Origin of the sequence: Catellatospora chokoriensis (assembly GCF_011297315.1) — a bacterium.
GTDB lineage: Bacteria > Actinomycetota > Actinomycetes > Mycobacteriales > Micromonosporaceae > Catellatospora > Catellatospora citrea.
The window spans coordinates 49896-72130 of record NZ_JAAOTI010000015.1 but is presented as its reverse complement, the minus strand read 5'-3'; the positions used below and the strand labels follow the sequence as shown (position 1 = coordinate 72130).

Sequence of the window (22235 nt, the reverse complement as noted above, 5' to 3'; positions counted from 1 at the left end):
TACCGCCTCGCAGGCGGAAAGCGCTTTCCACCCCCCACCTTTCGCCGCGGCTCCTCGCGAGCCGCGGCCTCCCCCGATCCCGACAGGTCGTGCCCGCGTCACGACCTGCCAGACCGAGAGGTACGAGCATGGACCGCAGAACTGTCGGCATCGTCATGAACGGTGTCACCGGCCGGATGGGTTACCGCCAGCACCTGGTGCGGTCCATTCTCGCCATCCGCGAGCAGGGCGGCCTCACCCTCGCCGACGGCACCGTGGTGTGGCCGGAGCCGGTGCTTGTCGGCCGCAACGCGGCGAAGCTGGAGCAGCTCGCGGAGCTGCACGGACTCACCCGCTACACCACCGACCTGGCCGCGGCCCTGGCCGACGACAGCAACGAGATCTACTTCGACGCGCAGGTGACCACCGCCCGCGTCGCCGCGCTGCGCCAGGCCATCGCCGCGGGCAAGCACGTCTACACCGAGAAGCCGACCGCCGAGTCGCTGGCCGACGCCGTCGCGCTGGCCGACGAGGCCCGGGCCGCGGGCGTCAAGCACGGCGTGGTGGCCGACAAGCTCTACCTGCCCGGCCTGCTGAAGCTGCGCCGCCTGGTCGAGTCGGGCTTCTTCGGCCGCATCCTGTCGGTGCGGGTCGAGTTCGGCTACTGGGTGTTCGAGGGCGACTGGCAGACCGCGCAGCGGCCGAGCTGGAACTACCGGTCCGAGGACGGCGGTGGCATCATCCTCGACATGTTCCCGCACTGGCGGTACGTGCTCGACCACGTGATCGCCCCGGTGCGCTCGGTCTACGCGCAGATGGCCACCCACATCCCGCAGCGCTGGGACGAGCAGGGCAACGCCTACCCGGCCACCGCCGACGACGCCGCGTACGCCGTGCTGGAGCTGGAGGGCGGCATCGTCGCCTCGGTCAACAGCTCCTGGACCACCCGGGTCGACCGCACCGAGCTGGTGACCTTCCACGTCGACGGCACCGAGGGCAGCGCTGTGGCCGGCCTGCGCAACTGCCGCATCCAGCACCGCGCCACCACCCCGAAGCCGGTGTGGAACCCGGACCTGCCGGTCAGCCACGACTTCCGCGACCAGTGGAGCGAGCTGCCGGAGAACGACACCTACGACAACGGCTTCAAGCGGCAGTGGGAGGAGTTCCTGGCGTACGTGGTCGCCGACGCCCCGTACGGCCACGACCTCTACGCGGGCGCCCGCGGCGTGCAGCTGGCCGAGCTGGGCCTGCAGTCCGCCCGCGAGGGCCGCAAGATCCTGGTGGGTGACCTGTGACCGCGCCGGCCGCCGCGCGCGACGAGCCGGGCACGGCTGCCGTGCGCAGCCGTGTGTTCTACGCCGCCGCGCACGTCGTCGCCGATCCGACCGCGGACAACGGGGCGGGCCGCCCGGCGGTCGTCGACTGGGATGCCACCATGCGGTTCCGGCACCACCTGTGGTCGCTGGGCCTGGGCATCGCCGACGCGATGGACACCGCGCAGCGCGGCATGGGCCTGGACTGGGCCGCCACCACCGAGCTGATCCGCCGCAGCGGCGCCGAGGCCAAGGCCGTCGGCGGCCGGCTGGCCTGCGGCGCGGGCACCGACCAGCTCGCCCCAGGCGCGCACAGCCTGGCCGCCATCGAGGCGGCCTACGCCGAGCAGCTCGACGTGGTGCAGCAGGCCGGTGCGAAGGTGATCCTGATGGCGTCCCGGGCGCTGGCCGCGGCCGCCACGGGCCCGGCCGACTACCACGCCGTCTACGGCAAGCTGCTGGCGCAGGCCGAGCAGCCGGTGATCCTGCACTGGCTGGGCGACATGTTCGACCCGGCGCTGGCGGGCTACTGGGGCGCGGCCGACCTGGACGCGGCGACCGAGAGCGCGCTGGAGCTGATCCACACCAACGCCGGCAAGATCGACGGCATCAAGGTGTCGCTGCTGGACGAGGCCCGCGAGGTCGCGATCCGCCGTCGGCTGCCCGCGGGCGTGCGCCTGTACACCGGCGACGACTTCAACTACCCGCAGCTGATCGCGGGCGACGAGGTCGGCCACTCGGACGCGCTGCTGGGCATCTTCGACGCCATCGCGGTCCCCGCCGCGAAGGCGCTGGAACTGCTCGACGCCGGTGACACCGCCGGGTTCCGCGCGGTCCTCGACCCGACCGTGCCGCTGGCCAAGCACATCTTCGGCACGCCGACCTACCACTACAAGACCGGCATCGTGTTCCTGGCCTGGCTCAACGGCCACCAGGAGCGCTTCGTCATGGTGGGCGGGCAGGAGCACTCGCGCTCCCGCGACCACCTGCTGGAACTGCACCGGCTCGCCGGGGAGGCGGGCGTGCTCGACGACCCCGACCTGGCCGCGGACCGGCTGGCGCGGTACCTGGACGGCGCGGCATGAGGCTGTCGCTGAACACCGCCACCGTCAAGAAGGCGACCCTCGCCCAGGCCGCCCGGCTGTGCGCCGAGCACGGCATCACCGGCATCGGCCCGTGGCGGGACGTCGTCGAGGCGGCGGGCGGGGCCAAGGCCGCGAAGCGGCTGCTCGACCAGTACGAGCTGGCCGTCACCAGCCTGTGCCGGGGCGGCTTCGTCACCACCGGCTCCGCCGCGGCGCTGGCGGACAACCGGCGCGCCATCGAGGAAGCGGCCGACCTCGGCACGTCCGAACTCGTGCTGGTCGTCGGCGGGCTGGCCGAGGGCTCCAAGGACCTGCCCGCGGCCCGCGCCCACGTGGCCCGGGCCCTGGAGCAGCTGGTGCCGTATGCGAGCAGCCACGGCGTACGCCTGGCGATCGAGCCGCTGCACCCGATGTTCTGCGCCGACCGCGCGGTCGTCTCCACCCTCGGCCAGGCCCTGGACCTGGCCGAGCCGTTCGCCCCGCACGAGGTCGGCGTCGTCGTCGACACGTACCACGTGTGGTGGGACCCGCAGCTGTTCACCCAGATCAGCCGCGCTGCGGGCCGCATCTCGGCCTACCAGGTCTGCGACTGGGTGGTCCCGCTCCCGGCCGACATGCTGCTCGGCCGCGGCCACGTCGGCGACGGCCACATCGACTTCGCCCCCATCACCGACGCGGTGCGCCGCGCCGGCTACACCGGCCACGTCGAGGTCGAGATCTTCAACCAGGCCGTCTGGGACACCGACCCCGCCGAAACCGTCAAAACCGTCGTAGACCGCCACCTCACCCACCTCGGCCCCGTCTGACAGCAAAGGAAGGGCACCTTCACAACGCTGTGCGTTGCAGAAGGTGCCCTTCCTGACTCTGTGGGGCCGTGACCAGGCGTGAGATCAGGCCGTGCCGGTGGCGGCGATGCTGCCGTCGGGGGTGGCCAGGTAGACCGGGATGCCGGTGGTCACGTCGCGGACGGCGGCCAGGTCCTGGCCGTCGACCATGGACGCCTCCGTCACCACCAGCGCCGCCTCCAGGGTGCTCGCGCCCGCGGCGACCGCGGAGGCCACCGCGAGCCGCAGCGCCGACACCGAGAACGACGGCAGGTTGATGCTGACCCCGGTGTACGTGCGCCCGTCGCCGTCGCGCACCGCCGCGCCCTCGATCGCGCCGATCCGGGCGCGGGCCGAGCGGGCCATGGTGAGCAGCTTGCGGTCCTCCGCCGAGACGGACTCACCGGTGACGTCAGACATCTGCCATGTGCCTTTCGGAGGGGGCGGACTCGGCGGTTTCCTCGCGCTTGACCAGCACCGTGTCGATGTGGTTGCGCCGACCGGTGGTGCCCTCGGCGACCAGGGTCAGCCCGCCCACGGACACCCGCGCGCCGGGGATCGGCACCCGGCCCAGCGCCTGGGCCAGCAGCCCGGCGACGGTCTCGACCTCGTCGGCGGGCAGCTCGACGTCGAACAGCTCGCCGAGGTCCTCGATCGGCAGCCGCCCGGTCACCCGCACCGCGCCGTCCTCCAGCCGCTCGACCGGGGGCCGCTCGACGTCGTACTCGTCGGTGATCTCGCCGACGATCTCCTCGAGGATGTCCTCGATGGTGATCAGGCCGGCGGTGCCGCCGTACTCGTCGATGACGATGGCGAGGTGGGTGCGGGCCGCCTGCATCTCCGACAGCAGGTCGTCGACGGGCTTGAACTCCGGCACGAACGCCGCCACCCGCATCAGGTGCTCGACCGGCGTCTCGGCGCCGCCCTCCTGCACCTGGCGGGCCATGTCCTTGAGGTAGACCACGCCGAGCACGTCGTCGACGGACTCGCCGATGACCGGCACCCGGGAGAAGCCCGAGCGCAGGGCCAGCGCGAGCGCCTGCTCGGCGGTCTTGCTCGACTCGACCCAGACCATCTCGGTGCGGGGCACCATGACCTCGCGGGCGATGGTGTCGCCCAGCGCGAACACGGAGTGGATCATCTCGCGCTCGCCGTGCTCCACGACGCCGCGCTGCTCGGCGAGGTCGACCAGCTCGCGCAGCTCCACCTGGGTGCTGGCGAACGGCCCCTCACGGAAGCCCTTGCCCGGGGTGACGGCGTTACCGATGATGATCAGCAGGCTGGCCAGCGGGCCGAGCACCCGGCCGAGCCAGCGCAGCACGGGGGCGGTGTAGCGGCCCACCTCGTACGCATGCTGGCGGCCGATGGTGCGCGGGGCCACCCCCACCACCACGAAGCTGATCACGCTCATCGCGCCGGCGGTGACCAGCGCGGCCGTCCAGCCGGGCCCGAACGTGTCCACGGCGACCAGGGCCACCAGCGTGGTGGCGGTCAGCTCGCACAGCAGCCGCAGCAGCAGGAGCAGGTTGATGTGGCGCACCGCGTCGGCCGCCACCGCCTGCAGCGCCGCCGCGCCGCGCAGGCCTTCGCGGTTCAGCTCCGCCGCGCGGGCGGGAGAGATCACGGCGAGGGCCGATTCGGTCATCGCGAACAGCCCCGCCAGCACCACCAGACCGGCCGCCGACCACAGCAGCGGCGCGTCGGGCAGTCCGCCCAGCTCGGTCACCGTGCTGTCCCGTCCTCAGCCGGAACGGTATGGGCAGGATTCATGATCCGCTCGCCCCGCCCGTCGCCCGAGCCTGCCAGCTGTCCAGGAGTTTGCCCTGCAGGGCGAACATCTCCCGCTCCTCCTCCGGCTCGGCGTGGTCATAGCCGAGCAGATGCAGCACGCCGTGGATGGTGAGCATGCTCAGCTCGTCCGCGGTGCTGTAGTCACCGTGCAGCCCGGGGGCGGGCGCATCCGGCACGCTATCACCGGTGCGCATGCGGGGATCCGCGGAGCCGTACCGCGCCGCCTGCGACGCGGCCACCTCCGGGCACAGCACGATGTCGCCGAGCAGCGACGGCTGCCCGCCGGAGGACTCCGACGGGCCGTGGTCGATCGTGTCCTCGTCCATCGGGAAGGCCAGCACGTCCGTGGGGCCGTCCTTGTCCATCCAGCGGTGGTTCAGCTCCGCCATGTAGTCGGAGTCGACCAGCAGCACCGACAGCTCGGCGAGCGGGTTGACCCCCATCTGGACCAGGGCGTGCCGGGCGACGGCGACGATGTTGTCGGCGTCGACGTCGAACCCGGACTCGTTGGCGATCTCGATAGACACTCTTTATCCCTAGTCGTCAGCGGCGTCGCCCCGCACCGCGCCGCGGCACGGGGTGAACGTTCGCCGGCAGCGACTGGCGCTGCTGGTTCTCGTCCCACTTTTCGTATGCGTCGACGATCTCGCCGACCAGCCGGTGCCGCACCACGTCGGCACTGGTCAGCCGGGAGAAGTGCACGTCCTCCAGGCCGTCCAGGATCTCCTGCACGACGCGCAGGCCGCTGCGCTGGTCACCCGGCAGGTCGACCTGCGTCACGTCACCGGTGACGACGACCTTCGAGTTGAAGCCGAGCCGGGTCAGGAACATCTTCATCTGCTCGGGCGTGGTGTTCTGGGCCTCGTCCAGGATGATGAAGGCGTCGTTGAGGGTCCGGCCGCGCATGTACGCCAGCGGAGCCACCTCGATCGTGCCCTGCGTCATCAGGCGCGGGATCGACTCGGGGTCCATCATGTCGTGCAGCGCGTCGTAGAGCGGGCGCAGGTACGGGTCGATCTTCTCGTTGAGCGTGCCGGGCAGGAAGCCCAGCCGCTCGCCCGCCTCGACCGCGGGCCGGGTCAGCACGATCCGGGTGACCTCCTTGGCCTGCAGCGCCTGGACCGCCTTGGCCATGGCCAGGTAGGTCTTGCCGGTGCCGGCGGGCCCGATGCCGAAGACGATCGTGTTCGCGTCGATCGCGTCCACGTACTTCTTCTGGCCGAGGGTCTTGGGGCGGATGGTGCGCCCGCGGCGGGAGAGGATGTTGAGAGTGAGCACCTCGGCGGGCCGCTCGGTGGTGCCCTCATCGGTCAGCATGCCGACGGTGCGTCGGACGGCGTCCTCGGTCAGCGTCTCGCCCTTCTCGATAAGTTCCAGCAGCTCGCCGAAGACGCGCTCGGCAAGCGCGTTCTCGGCCGCCGGGCCGGTGATGGTGATCTCGTTGCCCCGGACCAGGATGTCGCTGGACAGGGCCTTCTCGATGAGCTTGAGCACGCGGTCGCCGGTGCCCAGCAACTGGACCATGACACTCGGGTCAGACACGGTGATCTTCGTCTGCACCGCGTTCGGAGAGGAACCAACGCTCATAAGGTGGCCGACGGCCTTCCGCACCCGCTCTCTGTGCTCACCGGACCGGCTCAGGTCGCCGCCCGCTGGTCCTATCGTAGTCACCGATCCCACCATCGCCGCCAGTGGTTATGACGGCGTGGTGGTTTCGGCATGCGGGGCATTCCTCAGGGACGGCTGACCCATACCCCGTCGAAGGTCTCCTGGCGGCGGGTGAAGCGGTAGGTCGCCCAGTGCATGCGGACCACCTGACCGGCGGCGTCGCGGGTCAGCCGCAGCCGCTCGCCCACCTCCCGGCCCGAGACGGTGCGCAGCACGTCCGGCTCGCCGGGCAGCGCCGCGAAGACCGCCGGGGGCGCGTCGACCGGGTCGTCCGCGCCGCGGCCGGTGAGCACCCCGCCGGACCAGCGGAACACGTACTCGTAGCCCTCGCCCCACCAGCGGCCCAGCACGCTGCGCAGGTGCTCGGGGGCGGGCTCGCCCGGGGTCCACGGCGCGAGGTCCACCGGGTCGGCGGCCAGCGCCTCGTCGATCAGCCGGTGCGGCAGGTCGATGATCGCCGAGGCGGTGCCCGAGGAGGCCAGCACGGCCGCGGCCATACCCCCCGGGTTGCCGGCGCCGCCGTGCCGGCCGCACGCGGCGGCCAGGAAGCCGGGCATCGCGCCGTTGTGGCCGACGTGCAGCACGCGGCCCTCGCGCGGCCACAGCATCAGGCCCAGCCCGACGCCCGAGCCCCACAGCGCCTCGTTGCGCGGCGTCAGCGGCCAGCGCGCCTCGGCGAGCGTGTCCGCGGCCAGCACCGCGCCGGCCGGGTCCACCGACGCCGGGTCGGTCAGGAACGCCGCCCAGCGGGCCTGGTCGGCGGCGGTGCTCCAGAGCTGCGCGGCCGGGGAGACCGCGCCGAAGTCGGTCGGCGGCTCCGGCCGGGCGTGGTCGGAGTACTCGTCGACGAGGTAGCCGGTCGCGGCGTGCGCCGGTGCGCCGTACGTGGTGGCGGACAGCCCCAGCGGCCCGCAGATCCGGTCGGCGACCAGGTCCCACCAGTCGCCGCCGAGCCGGCGCGCGGCCAGGTGGCCCAGCAGCGCGAAGCCCAGGTTCGAGTAGTGGAAGCGGCGCGCCGGCGGATGGATCGCCTCGGTGCGGGCCAGGTCGTCGAGCAGGCCCGGCAGGTCCGGCGGGGTCAGCGTGTCCCACACGTCACCGACCGGCTCGCGCTGCAGGCCCGCGGTGTGCGACAGCAGCCGCCGGATCGTCAGCCCGCCGTGCGCGGGCACGTCCAGGTGCGCGCCGATCGGGTCGTCGAGGTCGAGCAGGCCCGCGTCGCGGGCCTGGAGCACCAGCACCGCGGTGAAGGTCTTCGTGAGCGACCCGATCCGGAACGGGGTGTCGGCGTCCAGCGGCGCGCCGGGGTTGCCGGACCCGCCCACCTGGAAGGTCCACAACGGACGGTCGTCGCGGCGCAGCGCCACGCTGAGGGCGGGCACCCGGGCCTCGGCCTGTACGGCGCGGACCAGGCGTTCGAGAGTGCGGTTCAGGTCTGCCACGGCGGCGAGACTACCCGGTGAGGTCGCCGTCCATGTCGACACCGCCGAGCACGTGCGCGTGCGCGTGGAACACGCTCTGCCCCACCGACGCGCCGGTATTGAAGATCACCCGGAAGCCGTCGCCGACCACGCCCTCGGCGGTGGCCACGTCGGCGACGGTGCCCAGCACCTCGCCGGCCAGGGCCGGATTGTCCGAGGCCAGCGACGCGACGTCCGCGTAGTGCTCCTTGGGGATCACCAGCACGTGGGTGGGGGCCTTCGGGGCGATGTCGCGGAACGCGAGGGTGCGCTCGGTCTCGGCGACCACCGTCGCGGGGATCTCCCCCGCCACGATGCGGCAGAACAGGCAGTCGGCAACGGTCACGAGACAGATCGTAGGCTCACCTCAGGTCAAAGCCACGTGCGGTGCTGGTGACCGGAGCGTCGCGCGGCGTCGGCCGGGCCGTGGCGGCCGCGTTCGCCGCCCACGGCGACCGGGTCGCGATCCACCACCGCGACTCCGCCGACCTCGCCGCGTCGCTGCGGGCCGCGCTGCCCGGCGAAGGGCATGTCGTCGTACGGGCAGACCTGGCCGACCCGGCTGCCGTGGCCGCCATGGTCGACGCCGCCGCCGAGGCGCTGGGCGGGCTCGACGTGCTGGTCAACAACGCCGGGCAGGCCTACCCGCACCCGATCACCGGGGTCTCCTACGCCGAGTGGCAGGAGCTGTGGGCACGCACGCTCGCGGTGAACCTGACCGGCCCCGCGAACGTCACCTACTGCGCCGTCCGGCACATGCTGGGCCGCCCACCGGGCTCCCCACCCGCTCGCGTCATCAACGTCGGCTCCCGCGGGGCCTACCGCGGCGAGCCGGGCCAGCCCGCATACGGCGCCGCCAAGGCCGGCCTGCACGCCATGGGCCAGTCCCTCGCCGTCGCGCTGGCCCCGTACCGCATCGGCGTCGCCACGGTCGCGCCCGGATACGTCCAGGAGGACGAGACCAACGCCGCCTACAAGGTCCCCCGCGGGGCCGAGCAGGCCACGCAGAGCCCCTTCGGCCGCGTCGCCCGCCCCGAGGAGATCGCCGCCGCCGTGCTCTGGCTCGCCGACCCCGCCGCCGAATGGGCCTCCGGCGCCGTCCTCGACCTCAACGGCGCCTCCCACCTCCGCTGACCCACCGCCCTGCCCGGCCTTGATCGCTCGACTTGCCGGGCAGATGTGCGCATCTTGAGCGCGCTTTCGCCCACTTGCCTGGCAAGTCGGACGATCAAGGCGGCACCGGTCAGGCGGGCCGGGTCACCAGCGGTGGAGGCGGGCGGCGAGGACGCTGAGGGCCGCGACGCCGGCCGTCGAGGTGCGCAGCACGTTGTCGCCCAGGCGCACCGCGACCGCACCGGCCGCCGTGAACGCCTTCAGCTCGGCGTCGTCGATTCCGCCCTCGGGCCCCACGACCAGCACGATCTCCCCTGCGGTCGGCAGTTGGACCTGGGCGAGCCGCTCGGTTGCCTCCTCGTGCAGCACGAACGCGGCTGAGGCGGCAGAAAGGCGCTGGGTCAGCTGCTTCGTGGACAGGTCGGGGTCGCCGCCGACCACCGGCAGCCAGGTGCGGCGGGCCTGCTTGGCGGCCTCACGGGCCACCGCCGCCCACTTCTCGCGGGACTTCGCGCCCCTGTCGCCGCGCCACTGGGCGACGCTGCGGGACGCGGCCCAGGGCAGGATCTCGTCCACGCCGACCTCGGTCATCGCCTGCACGGCCAGCTCACCCCGGTCGCCCTTGGCGATGCCCTGGGCGACGACCAGGCGCGGGTCGGGCGCGTCGACGTACCGCCGATCGATGACGGTGACGTCGAGCGCGCCCTTGCCGACGGCCCGGACCACCGCGGACGCCACGCCACCCCGCCCGTCGGCGAGCAGCAGCGCCTCGCCCACCCGCAGCCGCTGCACGGTCGCGGCGTGGTGGCCCTCCGCCCCGCCGAGCGTGTAGAGGCCCTCACCCGGCAGTTCGTCGACCAGAAACAGCGGCGCGCTCACGTGCCACACCCTCCAACGTTGATCATGAACTTATGGGAGTGACACGCCGTCGAACACGTCCATAAGTTCATGATCAACGCGGCAGGGGCGGGCCGTCAGTGGCCGTTGAAGGCGTCGCGGACTCGGGAGAAGAAGCCGCCCTGCTTGGAGAGTTCGGCGACCTCCTCGCCGCGGAGGCGGGCGAACTCGCGGAGCATGCGCTCCTGCTCGCCGTCCAGGCGGGTGGGGGTGCGGACGTCGAGGTGCACGAAGAGGTCGCCACGGCCGGTGCCGCGCAGGTGCGGGACGCCCTTGGCGCGGATGCGCAGGGTGGAGTTGGGCTGGGTGCCCGGCTTGACCTCCACCTGCTCCTCGGAGTCCAGGGTCTTGATGGTGAGGCGGGTGCCCAGGGCGGCGGCGGTCATCGGGACGGTGACCTTGCAGTGCAGGTCGTCGCCCTTGCGCGCGTACACGTCGTGGGCCCGCTCGTGGATCTCCACGTAGAGGTCGCCGGAGGGGCCGCCGCCGGGGCCGACCTCGCCCTGGTTGGCCAGCCGGATGCGCATGCCGTCCTCGACGCCTGCCGGGATCTTGACGGTCAGGCTGCGGCGGGTGCGGACCCGGCCGTCGCCGGCGCAGGTCGGGCACGGGTGCGGGATGGTGGTGCCGAAGCCCTGGCAGGCGTTGCACGGGCGCGACGACACGACCTGGCCCAGGAAGGTGCGCTGCACCGACTGCACCTCGCCGCGGCCGCCGCAGGTGTCGCAGGTCTGCGGGTGGGTGCCCGCGGCGGTGCCGGCTCCCGAGCAGGTGGTGCAGAGCACCGCGGTGTCCACGGTGATCGGCGCCTCGACGCCGAACGCGGTCTCGAACAGGTCGAGGTCCAGCCGCAGGATCGCGTCGGCGCCGGGGCGGGTGCGCGGGCGCGGGCCGCGCGAGCCGCTGCCGCCGAAGAACGCGTCCATGATGTCCTGGAAGCCGACGAACGGGCCGCCGCCGGGACCGCCCGGACCCGCGCCGCCTCCGCCCGGCGCGAGCGGGTCCCCGCCCAGGTCGACCATCCGACGCTTCTGGTCGTCGGACAGCACCTCGTACGCGTTGTTGATGTCCTTGAACTTCTCCGCCGCGGCCGGGTCCGGATTGACGTCCGGGTGGTACTGACGGGCGAGCTTGCGGTAAGCCCGCTTGATGTCGTCGGCGTCGGCGTCCTTGGGAACGCCGAGAATGCCGTAGTAGTCCTTGGCCACGCTGTCCTCAAGCCTCGTTCAGCAACAACAGGAAATTCGGAATCAATGTCCCAGCATCTCGCCGACGTAACGCGCGACGGCGCGAACGGTGGCGATGGTGCCGGGGTAGTCCATGCGGGTCGGGCCGACGATGCCCATCCCACCCACCACGGTCGCACCCGGGCCGTAGCCCGTGCTGACCACCGAGGTGGCCCGCAGGTCGACGACCTCGTTCTCGTCGCCGATGCGCACCCTGGCCGCGCCCGACTTCACCTCGTCGAAGAGCTTGAGCAGGATGACCTCCTCCTCGAGCGCCTCCAGGATCGGCCGCAGCGCGCCCGTGGTCAGGTCCAGCGGGCCCATCCGGGCCAGGTTCGACGTGCCGGCCAGCGCGAGGCGCTCCTCGTGCCGCTCGACGAGGGTCTCCAGCAGGACGCTGACCAGCGTGCTCATGGTTGCCTTCGCCTGCGGCTCGGCCCGCTCCACCAGGCCCTGCACCAGCGGCGGGGTGTCCACCAGCTTCACGCCGACCAGGGTCGCGTTGAGGGTGCGGCGCAGCTCGGTGATCTCCTCGACCTCGACCGGGCCGGGCAGCTCGACGACCCGCTGCTCGACGCGGCCGGTGTCGGTGATCATGACCAGCAGCAGCCGGGTGGTGGAGACCGGGACCAGCTCCAGATGGCGTACGGAGGAGCGGGTCAGGCTCGGGTACTGCACGACGGCGACCTGGCGGGTCAGCTGCGCCAGCAGCCGCACCGCACGGTGCACGACGTCGTCGAGGTCGACCGCGCCGACCAGGAAGCGCTCGATCGCCCGGCGCTCGGCCGGGGAGAGCGGCTTGACCCGCGACAGCCGGTCGACGAACAGGCGGTAGCCGCGGTCGGTCGGCACCCGGCCGGCCGAGGTGTGCGGCTGGCGGATGTAGCCCTCCTCCTCGAGGACGGCCATGTCGTTGCGCACTGTCGCCGGGGACACACCGAGGGCGTGCCGTTCGACCAGTGCCTTGCTCCCGACGGGCTCCTGCGTCGCGACGTAGTCCTCGACGATGGCACGCAGCACTTCGAGCTTGCGGTCATCCAGACCCATACGCACCTCCCGGCTGGCACTCGTCGTGAGTGAGTGCCAGTCTACGTGGGCCGTCACCCGGACGGCATAGGCGTGGTGACGGGGTCGACACCCGCACGGCATCCGACACCGTTCGCACCCATCGGCAAAGTGGACGCCCGGTAAACTCGTCCATTCGGTTCGCAGAGTGTCGCCTATCGGTCACGGGTGTTGACTGGCGCCGATTGATCCACACACCTAGCCTGGCGGGCATGAGTGAACCCACCCCGCCCGGCTCTTCCGAGCCGCCGGTTCCTTCGGCCCCCTCCTACGAGCCGCCGTCGGCCCCCGCTTCTCCCCCGCCGTCCGCCCCCGGTGGCTACGGCCCGCCGCCGGTCGTCGGCAACGTCGCGCCGGCCGGTTTCGCCAACAACGACGACAAGACCTGGGCACTGGTCGCCCACTTCGGCGGTGCGGCCGGCGCGCTGCTCGGCGCCGGTGGCGGCGGCTGGGTCGCCCCGCTGATCGCGCTGCTGGTGCAGGGCCCGAAGTCGCCCGCGGCCCGCGCACACGCGGTCGAGGCGCTGAACTTCCAGATCGGCATCTCGATCGTGTCGATCGTCTGCTGGATCCTCAGCTGCCTGATCATCCCGATCTTCATCGCGCTCGCCGCGACCGTGGTCGGCGTGGTCTTCGGCGTGCTGGCCGGCATCAAGGCCAACGAGGGCCAGCTGTACACGTACCCGATGTCGTTCCTGAAGCTGGTCAAGTAAGCAGTTCACCAGGCCAGCAGGGAGTGGACCACCGCGTCCGCGAGGAGACGGCCGCGCAGCGTCAGCGCCGCGCGGCCGTCTGCGTACGCGGAGGGCTCCAGCAGCCCGTCGGCCAGCGCCTGCCCCGCCGCGGCACGCCCGGCCTCGTCCAGCACCTCCAGCGGCAGGCCCTCGACCAGGCGCAGCCGGAGCAGCACGTCCTCGGTGTGCCGCTGCTCGGCGGTGAGGATCTCCCGGCCCAGACCCGGGGACAGGCCCTCGGCCAGCCGGGCGGCGTACCGCGCCGGGTGCTTGACGTTCCACCAGCGCACCCCGCCGACGTGGCTGTGCGCCCCGGGCCCCAGGCCCCACCAGTCGCCGCCCTGCCAGTAGAGCAGGTTGTGCGCGCACCGCGCGGCCTCGTCGGCGGCCCAGTTGGAGACCTCGTACCAGTCCAGCCCGGCGGCGGACAGCGCCGCCTCGGCCGCCAGGTAGCGGTCGGCGGCCACGTCGTCGTCCGGGGACGCCAGCTCCCCGCGCCGGATCCGGGCCGACAGGCGGGTGCCGTCCTCCACGATCAGGGCGTACGCGCTGACGTGGTCCACCCCCGCCCCCACCACCGCGGCCAGCGAGGCGGCGAAGTCGTCCTCGGTCTCCCCCGGCGTGCCGTAGATCAGGTCCAGGTTGACGTGCTCGAACCCGGCCTCTCGTGCCTCGACCGCGGCGGCCGGGGCGCGTCCCGCGGTGTGCTTGCGGTCCAGGATGCGCAGCACCCCGGGCGCCGCCGACTGCATGCCCAGCGAGATCCGGGTGAACCCGGCCCGGCGCAGTTCCCGCAGCGAGGCGGGGTCGACGGATTCGGGGTTGGCCTCGGTGGTGACCTCCGCCCCGGCGGCCAGGCCCCAGGTGCGGTCGACCGCCTCCAGCATCCGCCCGAGCTGGGCCGGCTTGAGCAGGGTCGGCGTGCCGCCGCCGACGAAGACGGTGTCCACCCGCGGCGGGGCGGGCAGCACCTTCGCGGCCAGCGCCAGCTCGGCCAGCACCGCCTCGACGTAACCCTCGGTGTCCGCGCCGCCCAGCTCCGAGGCGGTGTAGGTGTTGAAGTCGCAGTAGCCGCAGCGGCTGGCGCAGAAGGGCACGTGCAGGTACACGCCGAAGCCGCGTCCGCCGACGTCGGCCAGCGCGGAGTCGGGAAGAGTGCCGTCGTCGGGGACGGGTTCACCGTCGGGAAGCTGGGCCACGGCTCTAGTCTGCCCTCATGTCCTCACCTGACTCCCACCTCGTCCGGGTCACCCACGCCCGCGGCGTAACCACGATCACCCTCGACAGCCCGCACAACCGCAACGCGCTGTCGCAGCGGCTGATGACCGAGCTGCTGGCGGCGCTCGCCGAGGCGAACGCCGACGAGCGGGTCCGGGTGATCGTGCTCGACCACACCGGGCCGGTCTTCTGCTCCGGGGCCGACCTGGCCGAGACCGCCGCCGCGGCGAAGTCGGGGCAGATGCCGGCCGCGCTGCTCGGCGACGTGCTGGGCGCGGTGGCGAGGTCGGCGAAGCCGGTGGTGGCCGCGGTGCGCGGACCGGCGCGGGCGGGCGGACTGGGCCTGATCGCCGCGGCCGACCTGGCCGTGTGCGCGGCCCAGGCGACGTTCGCGTTCACCGAGGTGCGGCTGGGCGTGGTGCCCGCGCTGATCTCGGCGACGGTGCTGCCGCGGCTGGCCCCGCGTGCCGCCGCGGAGCTGTACCTGACCGGCGATGTCTTCGACGGCGCCCGCGCCGCCGCGATCGGCCTGGTCACCGCGACCGCACCGGACGACGACCTGGACGCCGTCGTGGCGCGCTGGTGCGACAGCCTGGTCCGGGGCGCCCCCGCGTCGCTGGCGACCACGAAGGAGCTGCTGCGCCGCCGCCCGGAGCCGGAACTCGACGCCGAGCTGGCCTACCTGTCGGAAATCTCGCTGCGCTTCTTCGGCTCCGCGGAAGGCCGGGAAGGAGTCGCCGCATTCCGGGAGAAACGGGATGCCGCATGGGTTCCGCGGTCCGACGAGCACGGTGCCACGGCGGCGGGCACACCGTAGGGTGGCCTGAACGAGCCTGCGGCGGGGGGCACTTTCCCGGGAGAACCGGGAGGTGCCCGCCGACCGCATCGACGTCGAGGAGGCCGCCGTGAAGGGCCGGCAGGTGCTGACCGTCCTGGTGATCCTCGTCGTGGTGTTCGGCGTCGGCGGCTACCTCGCCCGGCAGCAGTTCGACGGCAAGCTGGAGCTGCCCCGGCTGGGCGCGCCCAAGTGCGTGGCCCGCGCCGACGGCGAGGTGCGGCTGGACCCCGAGCAGATGGCCAACGCGGCGACCATCGCCGCCGTCGGCATCGCCCGCAACGTGCCCGATCGCGCGGTGGTGGTCGCGCTGGCCACCGCCCTGCAGGAGTCGAAGCTGCGCAACCTGGAGCACCTCGGCGAGGGCAACGACCACGACTCGCTCGGCCTGTTCCAGCAGCGGCCCAGCCAGGGCTGGGGCACCGCCACGCAGATCATGGACCCGCGGCACGCGGCCCGGCGCTTCTACACCAGCCTGACCAAGGTCAAGGGCTGGCAGAAGATGCGCGTCACCGAGGCCGCCCAGCGGGTGCAGCGCTCGGCCTATCCCGAGGCGTACGAGAAGTGGGCCGACGACGCCACCGTGCTGGCCAAGGTGCTGACCGGCCAGCAGGCCGGCGGTGTGACCTGCGACACCTACGGTTCGGACGGGGTGGACGCCGCCGCGACGTCGACGGCGCTCGCCGACCTGATCAAGGCCGACTTCGGCGCGAAGGCCAAGGGCGTGACCATCGAGGGCACGGCGCTGCGCGTGCCGGCCGCGAACAGCAAGGCGGGCTGGCAGTTCGCGCACTGGCTGGTGGCCCACGCCCCGCTCACCGGGGTCACCCGGGTGACCTACGCCGACCAGCAGTGGTCCGCCGGTGACAGCGTGTGGTCGAGCGCCGAGAAAGTGGCCGAACAGGTGGTGGCCCAGGCCGTCGCGGGCGGGTGACCCTGGTGGCAAGCCGCTTTATCGGTCCCCGCGCGACGACGTCACTCGGGAACGCGAGTTAGTATCGGCACTCGTTCGCGAAGGTTGCTCATCCCGGCACGCCACCCCCCAAGTCGCGCGCCCCGATCCTGCCTTCGACTGTGCCCAAGTCTGGAAGGACGCAAGGGGAGGACATGACCATCACCTCTCAGGAGCCGGCGACGGACTACGCGCCGCTCACCGACGCCGAGCGCAAGGAATTCCACGAGAACGGGTACAAGCACCTCCCCGGTGTCGTCAGCCCCGAGATCGTGGCCGAGCTCCAGGCCGAGGCCGACCGCCTGTACGCCGAGAACAAGAACACCGGCCACATCGACAAGACCGGTTCGCTGCACCTGCTCGGCGCGGTCAGCCACAGCCCGGCCTTCGCCCGGATGCTCGACTACTCCCCGACCTTCCGCTGGGTCTGGGGTCTGGCCGGCTGGAACATCTACTCCCAGCACAACCACCTCGACGTCAACCCGCCGTACGAGGAGGACGAGACCCCTCGCTGGGAGTGGCACCAGGACGGCTGGCGGCAGAACTCCGACGCGGAGTACTACGCGCCGTACTACGGCGACGTCCCGCGGCCGATGCTGTCGATCAAGGTCGCCATCGTGCTCAGCGACATCTCGGAGCCGGGCCGGGGGCAGACCCTGTGCATCCCGGGTTCGCACCTGAACAACCACATGTACCGGCCGACGGACCCGGCGGAGATCGCCAAGGGCCCCGAGGGCGCCGTGCCGTGGCTGGCCAAGCCGGGTGACGCGTTCATCTTCGACCGCCGCCTGTGGCACTCGCGCTCGCGCAACCGCTCGGACGTGACGCGCAAGATGCTCTTCATGAGCTACACCTACCGCTGGATCCGCCCGGTCGACGACATGCCGATCGACCGCGAGTCCGCGTGGTACGCCGGCCTGACCCCCGTGCAGCGTCAGCTGATCGGCGAGGCGTTCGGCAACCTGAAGGTGCAGAACATGTGGGGCGTCGGCGAGGGCGGCTGGATCGACGACACGATCCCGCTGCGCGCCGAGCTCAAGGAGCGCGGTCTGCTGGACCGCAACGTTCCCTGGCTGCGCTGAGCACCGACGGAGCAGCCGCCCCGACGGGCGACTGAACGAAGCAGACAGGCCGGGCCGCATCTCGCGGCCCGGCCTGTCTGTCTGGTACGGGCGATCAGTCCAGGATCTTCTGCCCGCCGGAGACGCACTGGCCGCCGACGAACGCCGAGCTGCCGATCGGCAGCGCCGGACCGAGCTGGCCGAGCAGGCCGGACGACGCGCATGTCTGCAGCGGCAGGATGTCCAGGACCTGGTTGCTGAACAGCGGGAGCACCGCCGGGTTCTTGCGCTTCTGGATGGTGCTGTTGCTGTTGTAGCAGTCACCCAGCACGGTGGTGGGCGACTGGACGGCCGCCGCCACCCCGACGATCGAGGCGGTGGAACCGCAGACCTGGACCGCCGCGGCGTTGACGACCGAGCCGCTGAGCAGGGACACCAGGCTTTGCGGGCCCTTCTGCGCGCCCTCCTTGGGCTCGACGATGTACGTGTTGGCGTTGAAGCAGTCGCCCACCACGGTGGCGGGCGAGCTGACCGCGGCCGTGACGCCGGCGATGGCCGCGTTCGAGCCGCAGACCTGGATCGGCAGCGCGTTCACCGACGTGTCGTCCAGGATCGAGATGACCCCCTGCACCTGGTTCTGCCGGATCAGGACGTTGCCGTTGGCACAGTCACCCAGCACGGTGTTCGGGGAGCGGAGCGCGACCGCGGCCGACACGACCTGAGCCGACGCGGAACCACACGCCTGCCATGCCCCGGTGGTCAGCGCGCTGCCGTTCGCGATGGAGATCAGCGGCTGGCGCACTTCCCGCTGGGGCCCGCGGGCGACGTTCTGCACGGCAGCGAGTGCCTGCCCAGCGGCCTGCTGCACCGCCGCCTGCTTCAAGGTGGTCGCGGCGGTCCTGACGGGATCCGCATGCGCCGGTCCGGCCGCGGGCGCGGCGGTCGCCGCGGAACCCATCACCGCCACCGTAGCGAGCGCTCCGGCCGCGACAACCCCGGCCTTTCCTATCTGCATCGTCACTCCTTGTAGGATTTCTGGCCGCCGGCACCCGAGTCGCAGGGCGACGGCAGCGCGGCATGAGTTGTCGTTGGCGAGCATTCGAAGGGGCGAGTCGCGCTGGCGCGACCCGCCCCGTCTGCCGTGCCGGTTCAGCGACTAGTCGATGACCGTGTTGGCGTTGTAGCAGCTGCCGATGACCGTGTTCGGCGAGGTGATCGGAACCGCCGCGGCGAGGATGTTCGCGCTCGTGGAGCCGCAGGACTGCAGCGGGAGCACGTTCAGCGAGGTGTTGTCCAGGGCGGAGATGACACCCTTGGGGTCGTCCTTGCTGATCTTCACGTTGGCGTTCTTGCAGTCACCGATGACGGTGTTCGGCGAGGTGATCGGGATCGCCAGGCTGAGCACGTCGGGCGAGGTCGAGCCACAGGCCTGGGTCGTGATCAGCTGCACGGCGGTGCCGTTCAGCGCGGAGATCAGGCTCACGGAGTCCTGGTCCCACGGCGCGTCCCAGCCGCCGCCGCGCGCCTGCGGGGCAACGCGGGCGTTGGCTCCCCGCTTGGCCCACGCGCTGCGGTTCTTCAGCGCGCTGACCTTCTTGACCAGAGCCTGGCGAGCCATGTCCATGGCGACCGACTGGCCCATCGGCATGGCCTCGACCCGGCCCGACTCCTGCCAGTGGTCGTTGTCGTCCCACTCGTCGGCGCCGTTGATCTCGATGTTGCTGTTCTGGCAGTCACCGATGACCGTGTTCGGCGAGGTGATCGGCACCGTGATGCCCACGACCTGGCCGTCGGTCGAGCCGCAGGACTGGATCGACGCGATGTTGACCGCGGTGTCGTTGCCGACGCCGAGGATCGCCGCGCGCTTGTCGGTCTGCTTGATCTTGACGTTGGCGTTGGCACACGCGATGTCGTTCTTGTGGCCGTAGCCGTCGTCGTGACCGAAGCCCGAGACCACGGTGTTCGGCGAGGTGATCGGCACCGAGATGCCCACCACGTTGCCGCTGGTGGAGCCACACTGCTGGAGGGCGGCCACGTTGACGACCGTACCGTTGAGCAGTGCGACGACCGACGCCGAGTCGATGTCCCACGGCGCGTCCCAGCCGTTGTTGTCGAAGCCGCCGCCGCGGGCGAGCTTCAGCTGGTTGGCCCCGACCTGGCGCATCGAGCTGGTCTTGCCCTCGGTGGAGGTGCTGGCCTGGGTCAGCGCAGAGGCGTCCGTGCTGGGCGCCGCAGCGGCAGGAGCCCCCATGATCGCCACTGTAGCGAGAGCGCCCGTGGCGACGGCTCCGGCCTTCTTCATCTGCATCGTCACTCCTTGTGCGACTTTGGAACCTGCTTTGCCCTCATATCGGGCGAAAGCGGCAAAACACTGCACTTGGGGTAACGATGGGTAGATTGCCCAGTTACTACGGCTCCAGCCCTTTTGTCGGCAGATCTTGGCCGATCGGCCGACCCCATCGATCGGACGGCCATAACCCACACGGGCGACCGGCGTCCCGGATCACCCCACCATGATCGTCCGACTTGCAGTTTCGGGGAAACTGCACGAATCGCGGGCTCGATTCCGCCACTTTCCCCGAAACTGCGGGCCGGCGCCCGGGGGTGGGGTCAGTGGGTGGGGAGGAGGGTGGCGGCGGCGCGGAGAGCGCGGTCCATCGTGGTGAAGGCCATGGCGGGAGGGTCCGTCAGTGGCAGCCAGGCGGATTCGGACGACTCGTCGGGATCGAGCCGCAGGTGTGCGCCGTCGGGCAGGGTGGCGAGGAAGAAGCAGTCCAGCACGGGCAGGCGCTCGCCCTGGAACTCGTAGTCGCCGACGTACATGCCGACGAACGCGCCCAGCTCGACGTCGACGCCGAGCTCCTCGCGGGCCTCCCGGCGGGCCGCGTCGGCGGGCTCCTCCCAGGCGTCGCAGAAGCCGCCCGGCGTCTCCCACAGCCCTTCGCGGGGCGGCCGCGAGCGGCGCAGCGCCAGGAAGCGCCCGGCGCCGTCGAGCACGATGAGGCTCGCGGTCGGGCGGGCGTTGAGGTATTGCTCGTACCCGCAGCTCCCGCAGATGGACGGCGGCGCGGCCGGAAGGGCCGCGCCGCACCGGAAACAGTGTCCCGCGAAGGTCACTTCTTCTTGCCGCTCTCGGGAGCCTCCGAGGTGGACAGCGCGGCGATGAAGGCCTCCTGGGGCACCTCGACCCGGCCGACCATCTTCATGCGCTTCTTGCCTTCCTTCTGCTTCTCCAGCAGCTTGCGCTTGCGGCTGATGTCACCGCCGTAGCACTTGGCCAGCACGTCCTTGCGGATGGCGCGGATCGTCTCGCGGGCGATGACCCGGGAACCGATCGCCGCCTGGATCGGCACCTCGAACTGCTGGCGCGGGATCAGCTTCTGCAGCTTCGACGCGATGGTCGTGCCGTACGCGTACGCCTTGTCCTTGTGCACGATCGCGCTGAACGCGTCGACCGGCTCACCCTGCAGCAGGATGTCCACCTTGACCAGCTCGGACGCCTGCTCGCCGCTGGGCTCGTAGTCCAGGCTGGCGTAGCCCTTGGTGCGCGACTTCAACTGGTCGAAGAAGTCGAAGATGATCTCGCCGAGCGGCAGCGTGTAGCGCAGCTCGACACGGTCGGCGGACAGGTAGTCCATGCCCTGCAGCACACCGCGCCGGCCCTGGCACAGCTCCATCACCGCGCCGACGTAGTCGTTGGGCGTCAGCACCGTCGCGCGCGCCACCGGCTCGTACACCTCGGCGACCTTGCCGTGCGGGTACTCGCTCGGGTTGGTGACCGTGATCTCCTTGCCGTCGTCGGTGACCACGCGGTAGACCACGTTCGGCGCGGTCGCGATCAGGTCGAGGCCGAACTCGCGCTCCAGGCGCTCCTGGATGATCTCCAGGTGCAGCAGGCCGAGGAAGCCGCAGCGGAAGCCGAAGCCCAGCGCCGCCGACGTCTCCGGCTCGTACACCAGCGACGCGTCGTTGAGCTTGAGCTTGTCCAGCGCCTCGCGCAGCTCCGGGTAGTCCGACCCGTCCAGCGGGTAGAGGCCCGAGTACACCATCGGCTTCGGGTCCTTGTAGCCGCCGAGGGCCTGGGTGGCGGGGCGGGAGTTCAGGGTGACCGTGTCGCCGACCCGGGACTGCCGCACGTCCTTCACGCCGGTGATCAGGTAACCGACCTCGCCGACACTGAGCGACGGCGACTTGATCGGCTCCGGGGAGATCACGCCGATCTCCAGCAGCTCGTGCACCGCGCCGGTGGACATCATCTTGATCCGGTCCCGGGCGTCCAGGCGGCCGTCGATGACCCGGATGTAGGTGACGACACCGCGGTAGACGTCGTACACCGAGTCGAAGATCATGGCGCGGGCCGGCGCCTTGGCGTCGCCGCCGGTCGGCGCGGGCAGCTGCCGGACGATCTCGTCGAGCAGGTGGGACACGCCGTCACCGGTCTTGCCGGACACCCGCAGGCAGTCCTCCGGCTCGCAGCCGATCAGGTGCGCCAGCTCCTCGGCGTACTTCTCCGGCTGCGCCGCGGGCAGGTCGATCTTGTTGAGCACCGGGATGATGGTGAGGTTGTTCTCCATCGCCAGGTACAGGTTGGCCAGCGTCTGCGCCTCGATGCCCTGGGCGGCGTCCACCAGCAGGATCGCGCCCTCGCAGGCGGCCAGGCTGCGCGACACCTCGTAGGTGAAGTCCACGTGCCCCGGGGTGTCGATCATGTTGAGCACGACCTGCTCGCCGGCCCGGTCGCCGTCGCGCACGGTCCACGGCAGGCGCACCGCCTGGCTCTTGATGGTGATGCCGCGCTCGCGCTCGATGTCCATCCGGTCGAGGTACTGCGCCCGCATCTGCCGCGGGTCCACCACCTCGGTGATCTGCAGCATGCGGTCGGCCAGCGTCGACTTGCCGTGGTCGATGTGGGCGATGATGCAGAAGTTGCGGATGGCGGCCGGGTCAGTGTCGCCGGGCTTGTTAGATCCGAGCAGCGGAGGCACGGTGATCCGTTCTATAGAGCGTGAGGCGG

At 71.6% G+C, this 22235-nt stretch carries 22 protein-coding genes; 8 read left to right on the top strand and 14 right to left on the bottom strand.

Annotation, left to right across the window (positions count from 1 at the left end; all coding sequences use genetic code 11):
- Positions 1-128 precede the first annotated feature (128 nt).
- The 3 genes from HAV39_RS22800 to HAV39_RS22790 are packed head-to-tail and all read left to right on the top strand — an operon-like array spanning position 129 to position 3183.
- Entirely contained in the window at positions 129-1274 is a 1146-nt protein-coding gene (locus tag HAV39_RS22800) for a Gfo/Idh/MocA family protein (protein WP_191841190.1), read from the top strand.
- Complete coding sequence (locus HAV39_RS22795) at positions 1271-2377, top strand: dihydrodipicolinate synthase family protein (protein ID WP_239120290.1); 1107 nt, start codon at positions 1271-1273, stop codon at positions 2375-2377. The genes HAV39_RS22800 and HAV39_RS22795 overlap by 4 nt, the downstream gene beginning before the upstream one ends.
- A complete protein-coding gene (locus tag HAV39_RS22790) occupies positions 2374-3183 on the top strand; it encodes a sugar phosphate isomerase/epimerase family protein (protein WP_191841189.1) in 810 nt (269 codons plus the stop codon). The genes HAV39_RS22795 and HAV39_RS22790 overlap by 4 nt, the downstream gene beginning before the upstream one ends.
- Positions 3184-3267: 84 nt before the next feature.
- On the opposite strand, the gene HAV39_RS22785 is transcribed toward HAV39_RS22790, so the two are convergent.
- The 6 genes from HAV39_RS22785 to HAV39_RS22760 form a co-directional block, all read right to left on the bottom strand.
- Positions 3268-3621, bottom strand: coding sequence for a cytidine/deoxycytidylate deaminase family protein (locus HAV39_RS22785; RefSeq protein ID WP_191841188.1), 354 nt, complete (start codon positions 3619-3621; stop codon positions 3268-3270).
- Positions 3614-4927, bottom strand: a complete 1314-nt coding sequence (locus tag HAV39_RS22780) for a hemolysin family protein (protein WP_120316491.1) — start codon at positions 4925-4927, stop codon at positions 3614-3616. Before HAV39_RS22780 ends, HAV39_RS22785 begins: the two co-directional genes overlap by 8 nt.
- 40 nt (positions 4928-4967) lie before the next feature.
- Positions 4968-5519, bottom strand: a complete 552-nt coding sequence (gene ybeY, locus HAV39_RS22775) for an rRNA maturation RNase YbeY (RefSeq protein WP_120316492.1) — start codon at positions 5517-5519, stop codon at positions 4968-4970.
- 16 nt (positions 5520-5535) lie between these two features.
- A complete protein-coding gene (locus HAV39_RS22770; RefSeq protein WP_120316493.1) occupies positions 5536-6579 on the bottom strand; it encodes a PhoH family protein in 1044 nt (347 codons plus the stop codon).
- 146 nt (positions 6580-6725) lie between these two features.
- Positions 6726-8102 (bottom strand): serine hydrolase domain-containing protein, encoded by a 1377-nt coding sequence (locus HAV39_RS22765; RefSeq protein WP_191841187.1) that lies wholly within the window; start codon positions 8100-8102, stop codon positions 6726-6728.
- A gap of 10 nt (positions 8103-8112) precedes the next feature.
- A complete protein-coding gene (locus tag HAV39_RS22760; RefSeq protein WP_191841186.1) occupies positions 8113-8466 on the bottom strand; it encodes a histidine triad nucleotide-binding protein in 354 nt (117 codons plus the stop codon).
- Positions 8467-8513: 47 nt separating this feature from the next.
- On the opposite strand from HAV39_RS22760, the gene HAV39_RS22755 reads away from it, so the two are divergent.
- Positions 8514-9254 carry an SDR family NAD(P)-dependent oxidoreductase gene (locus tag HAV39_RS22755; RefSeq protein ID WP_244958852.1) on the top strand — a complete coding sequence of 247 codons (741 nt, stop codon included), beginning with the start codon at positions 8514-8516 and terminating at the stop codon, positions 9252-9254.
- 123 nt (positions 9255-9377) lie between these two features.
- Here HAV39_RS22755 and HAV39_RS22750 read toward each other — a convergent pair whose 3' ends face one another.
- The 3 genes from HAV39_RS22750 to hrcA all read right to left on the bottom strand — a co-directional run bounded on the left by HAV39_RS22750 (position 9378) and on the right by hrcA (position 12403).
- On the bottom strand, positions 9378-10112 hold the full coding sequence (locus tag HAV39_RS22750) for a 16S rRNA (uracil(1498)-N(3))-methyltransferase (RefSeq protein WP_191841184.1): 735 nt from the start codon (positions 10110-10112) through the stop codon (positions 9378-9380).
- 95 nt (positions 10113-10207) lie between these two features.
- Positions 10208-11338, bottom strand: coding sequence for a molecular chaperone DnaJ (dnaJ, locus tag HAV39_RS22745; protein WP_120316497.1), 1131 nt, complete (start codon positions 11336-11338; stop codon positions 10208-10210).
- A gap of 42 nt (positions 11339-11380) precedes the next feature.
- On the bottom strand, positions 11381-12403 hold the full coding sequence (gene hrcA / locus HAV39_RS22740) for a heat-inducible transcriptional repressor HrcA (RefSeq protein ID WP_120316498.1): 1023 nt from the start codon (positions 12401-12403) through the stop codon (positions 11381-11383).
- A 230-nt stretch (positions 12404-12633) separates the two neighbouring features.
- On the opposite strand from hrcA, the gene HAV39_RS22735 reads away from it, so the two are divergent.
- The gene (locus HAV39_RS22735; protein WP_191841183.1) at positions 12634-13134 is read left to right on the top strand and encodes a DUF4870 domain-containing protein; all 501 of its coding nucleotides are present in this window, start codon (positions 12634-12636) and stop codon (positions 13132-13134) included.
- 5 nt (positions 13135-13139) lie between these two features.
- On the opposite strand, the gene hemW is transcribed toward HAV39_RS22735, so the two are convergent.
- Positions 13140-14354 carry a radical SAM family heme chaperone HemW gene (gene hemW, locus HAV39_RS22730; protein WP_191841182.1) on the bottom strand — a complete coding sequence of 405 codons (1215 nt, stop codon included), beginning with the start codon at positions 14352-14354 and terminating at the stop codon, positions 13140-13142.
- Positions 14355-14371: 17 nt separating this feature from the next.
- Here hemW and HAV39_RS22725 point away from each other — a divergent pair, with 17 nt between their 5' ends.
- The 3 genes from HAV39_RS22725 (at position 14372) to HAV39_RS22715 (ending at position 17242) form a co-directional block, all read left to right on the top strand.
- Positions 14372-15190 carry an enoyl-CoA hydratase-related protein gene (locus tag HAV39_RS22725; protein WP_191841181.1) on the top strand — a complete coding sequence of 273 codons (819 nt, stop codon included), beginning with the start codon at positions 14372-14374 and terminating at the stop codon, positions 15188-15190.
- A gap of 52 nt (positions 15191-15242) precedes the next feature.
- A complete protein-coding gene (locus HAV39_RS22720) occupies positions 15243-16142 on the top strand; it encodes a hypothetical protein (protein WP_239120292.1) in 900 nt (299 codons plus the stop codon).
- Between the two features lie 173 nt (positions 16143-16315).
- A complete protein-coding gene (locus HAV39_RS22715; RefSeq protein WP_120316503.1) occupies positions 16316-17242 on the top strand; it encodes a phytanoyl-CoA dioxygenase family protein in 927 nt (308 codons plus the stop codon).
- A 94-nt stretch (positions 17243-17336) separates the two neighbouring features.
- Here HAV39_RS22715 and HAV39_RS22710 read toward each other — a convergent pair whose 3' ends face one another.
- From HAV39_RS22710 to lepA, 4 genes are all read right to left on the bottom strand, one after another.
- Positions 17337-18236, bottom strand: a complete 900-nt coding sequence (locus HAV39_RS22710; protein ID WP_147432783.1) for a hypothetical protein — start codon at positions 18234-18236, stop codon at positions 17337-17339.
- A gap of 141 nt (positions 18237-18377) precedes the next feature.
- Complete coding sequence (locus HAV39_RS22705) at positions 18378-19529, bottom strand: hypothetical protein (protein WP_191841180.1); 1152 nt, start codon at positions 19527-19529, stop codon at positions 18378-18380.
- 302 nt (positions 19530-19831) lie between these two features.
- The gene (locus HAV39_RS22700) at positions 19832-20338 is read right to left on the bottom strand and encodes an NUDIX hydrolase (protein ID WP_191841179.1); all 507 of its coding nucleotides are present in this window, start codon (positions 20336-20338) and stop codon (positions 19832-19834) included.
- Entirely contained in the window at positions 20335-22206 is a 1872-nt protein-coding gene (lepA, locus tag HAV39_RS22695; RefSeq protein WP_120316507.1) for a translation elongation factor 4, read from the bottom strand. Before lepA ends, HAV39_RS22700 begins: the two co-directional genes overlap by 4 nt.
- Between the last annotated feature and the right edge of the window lie 29 nt (positions 22207-22235).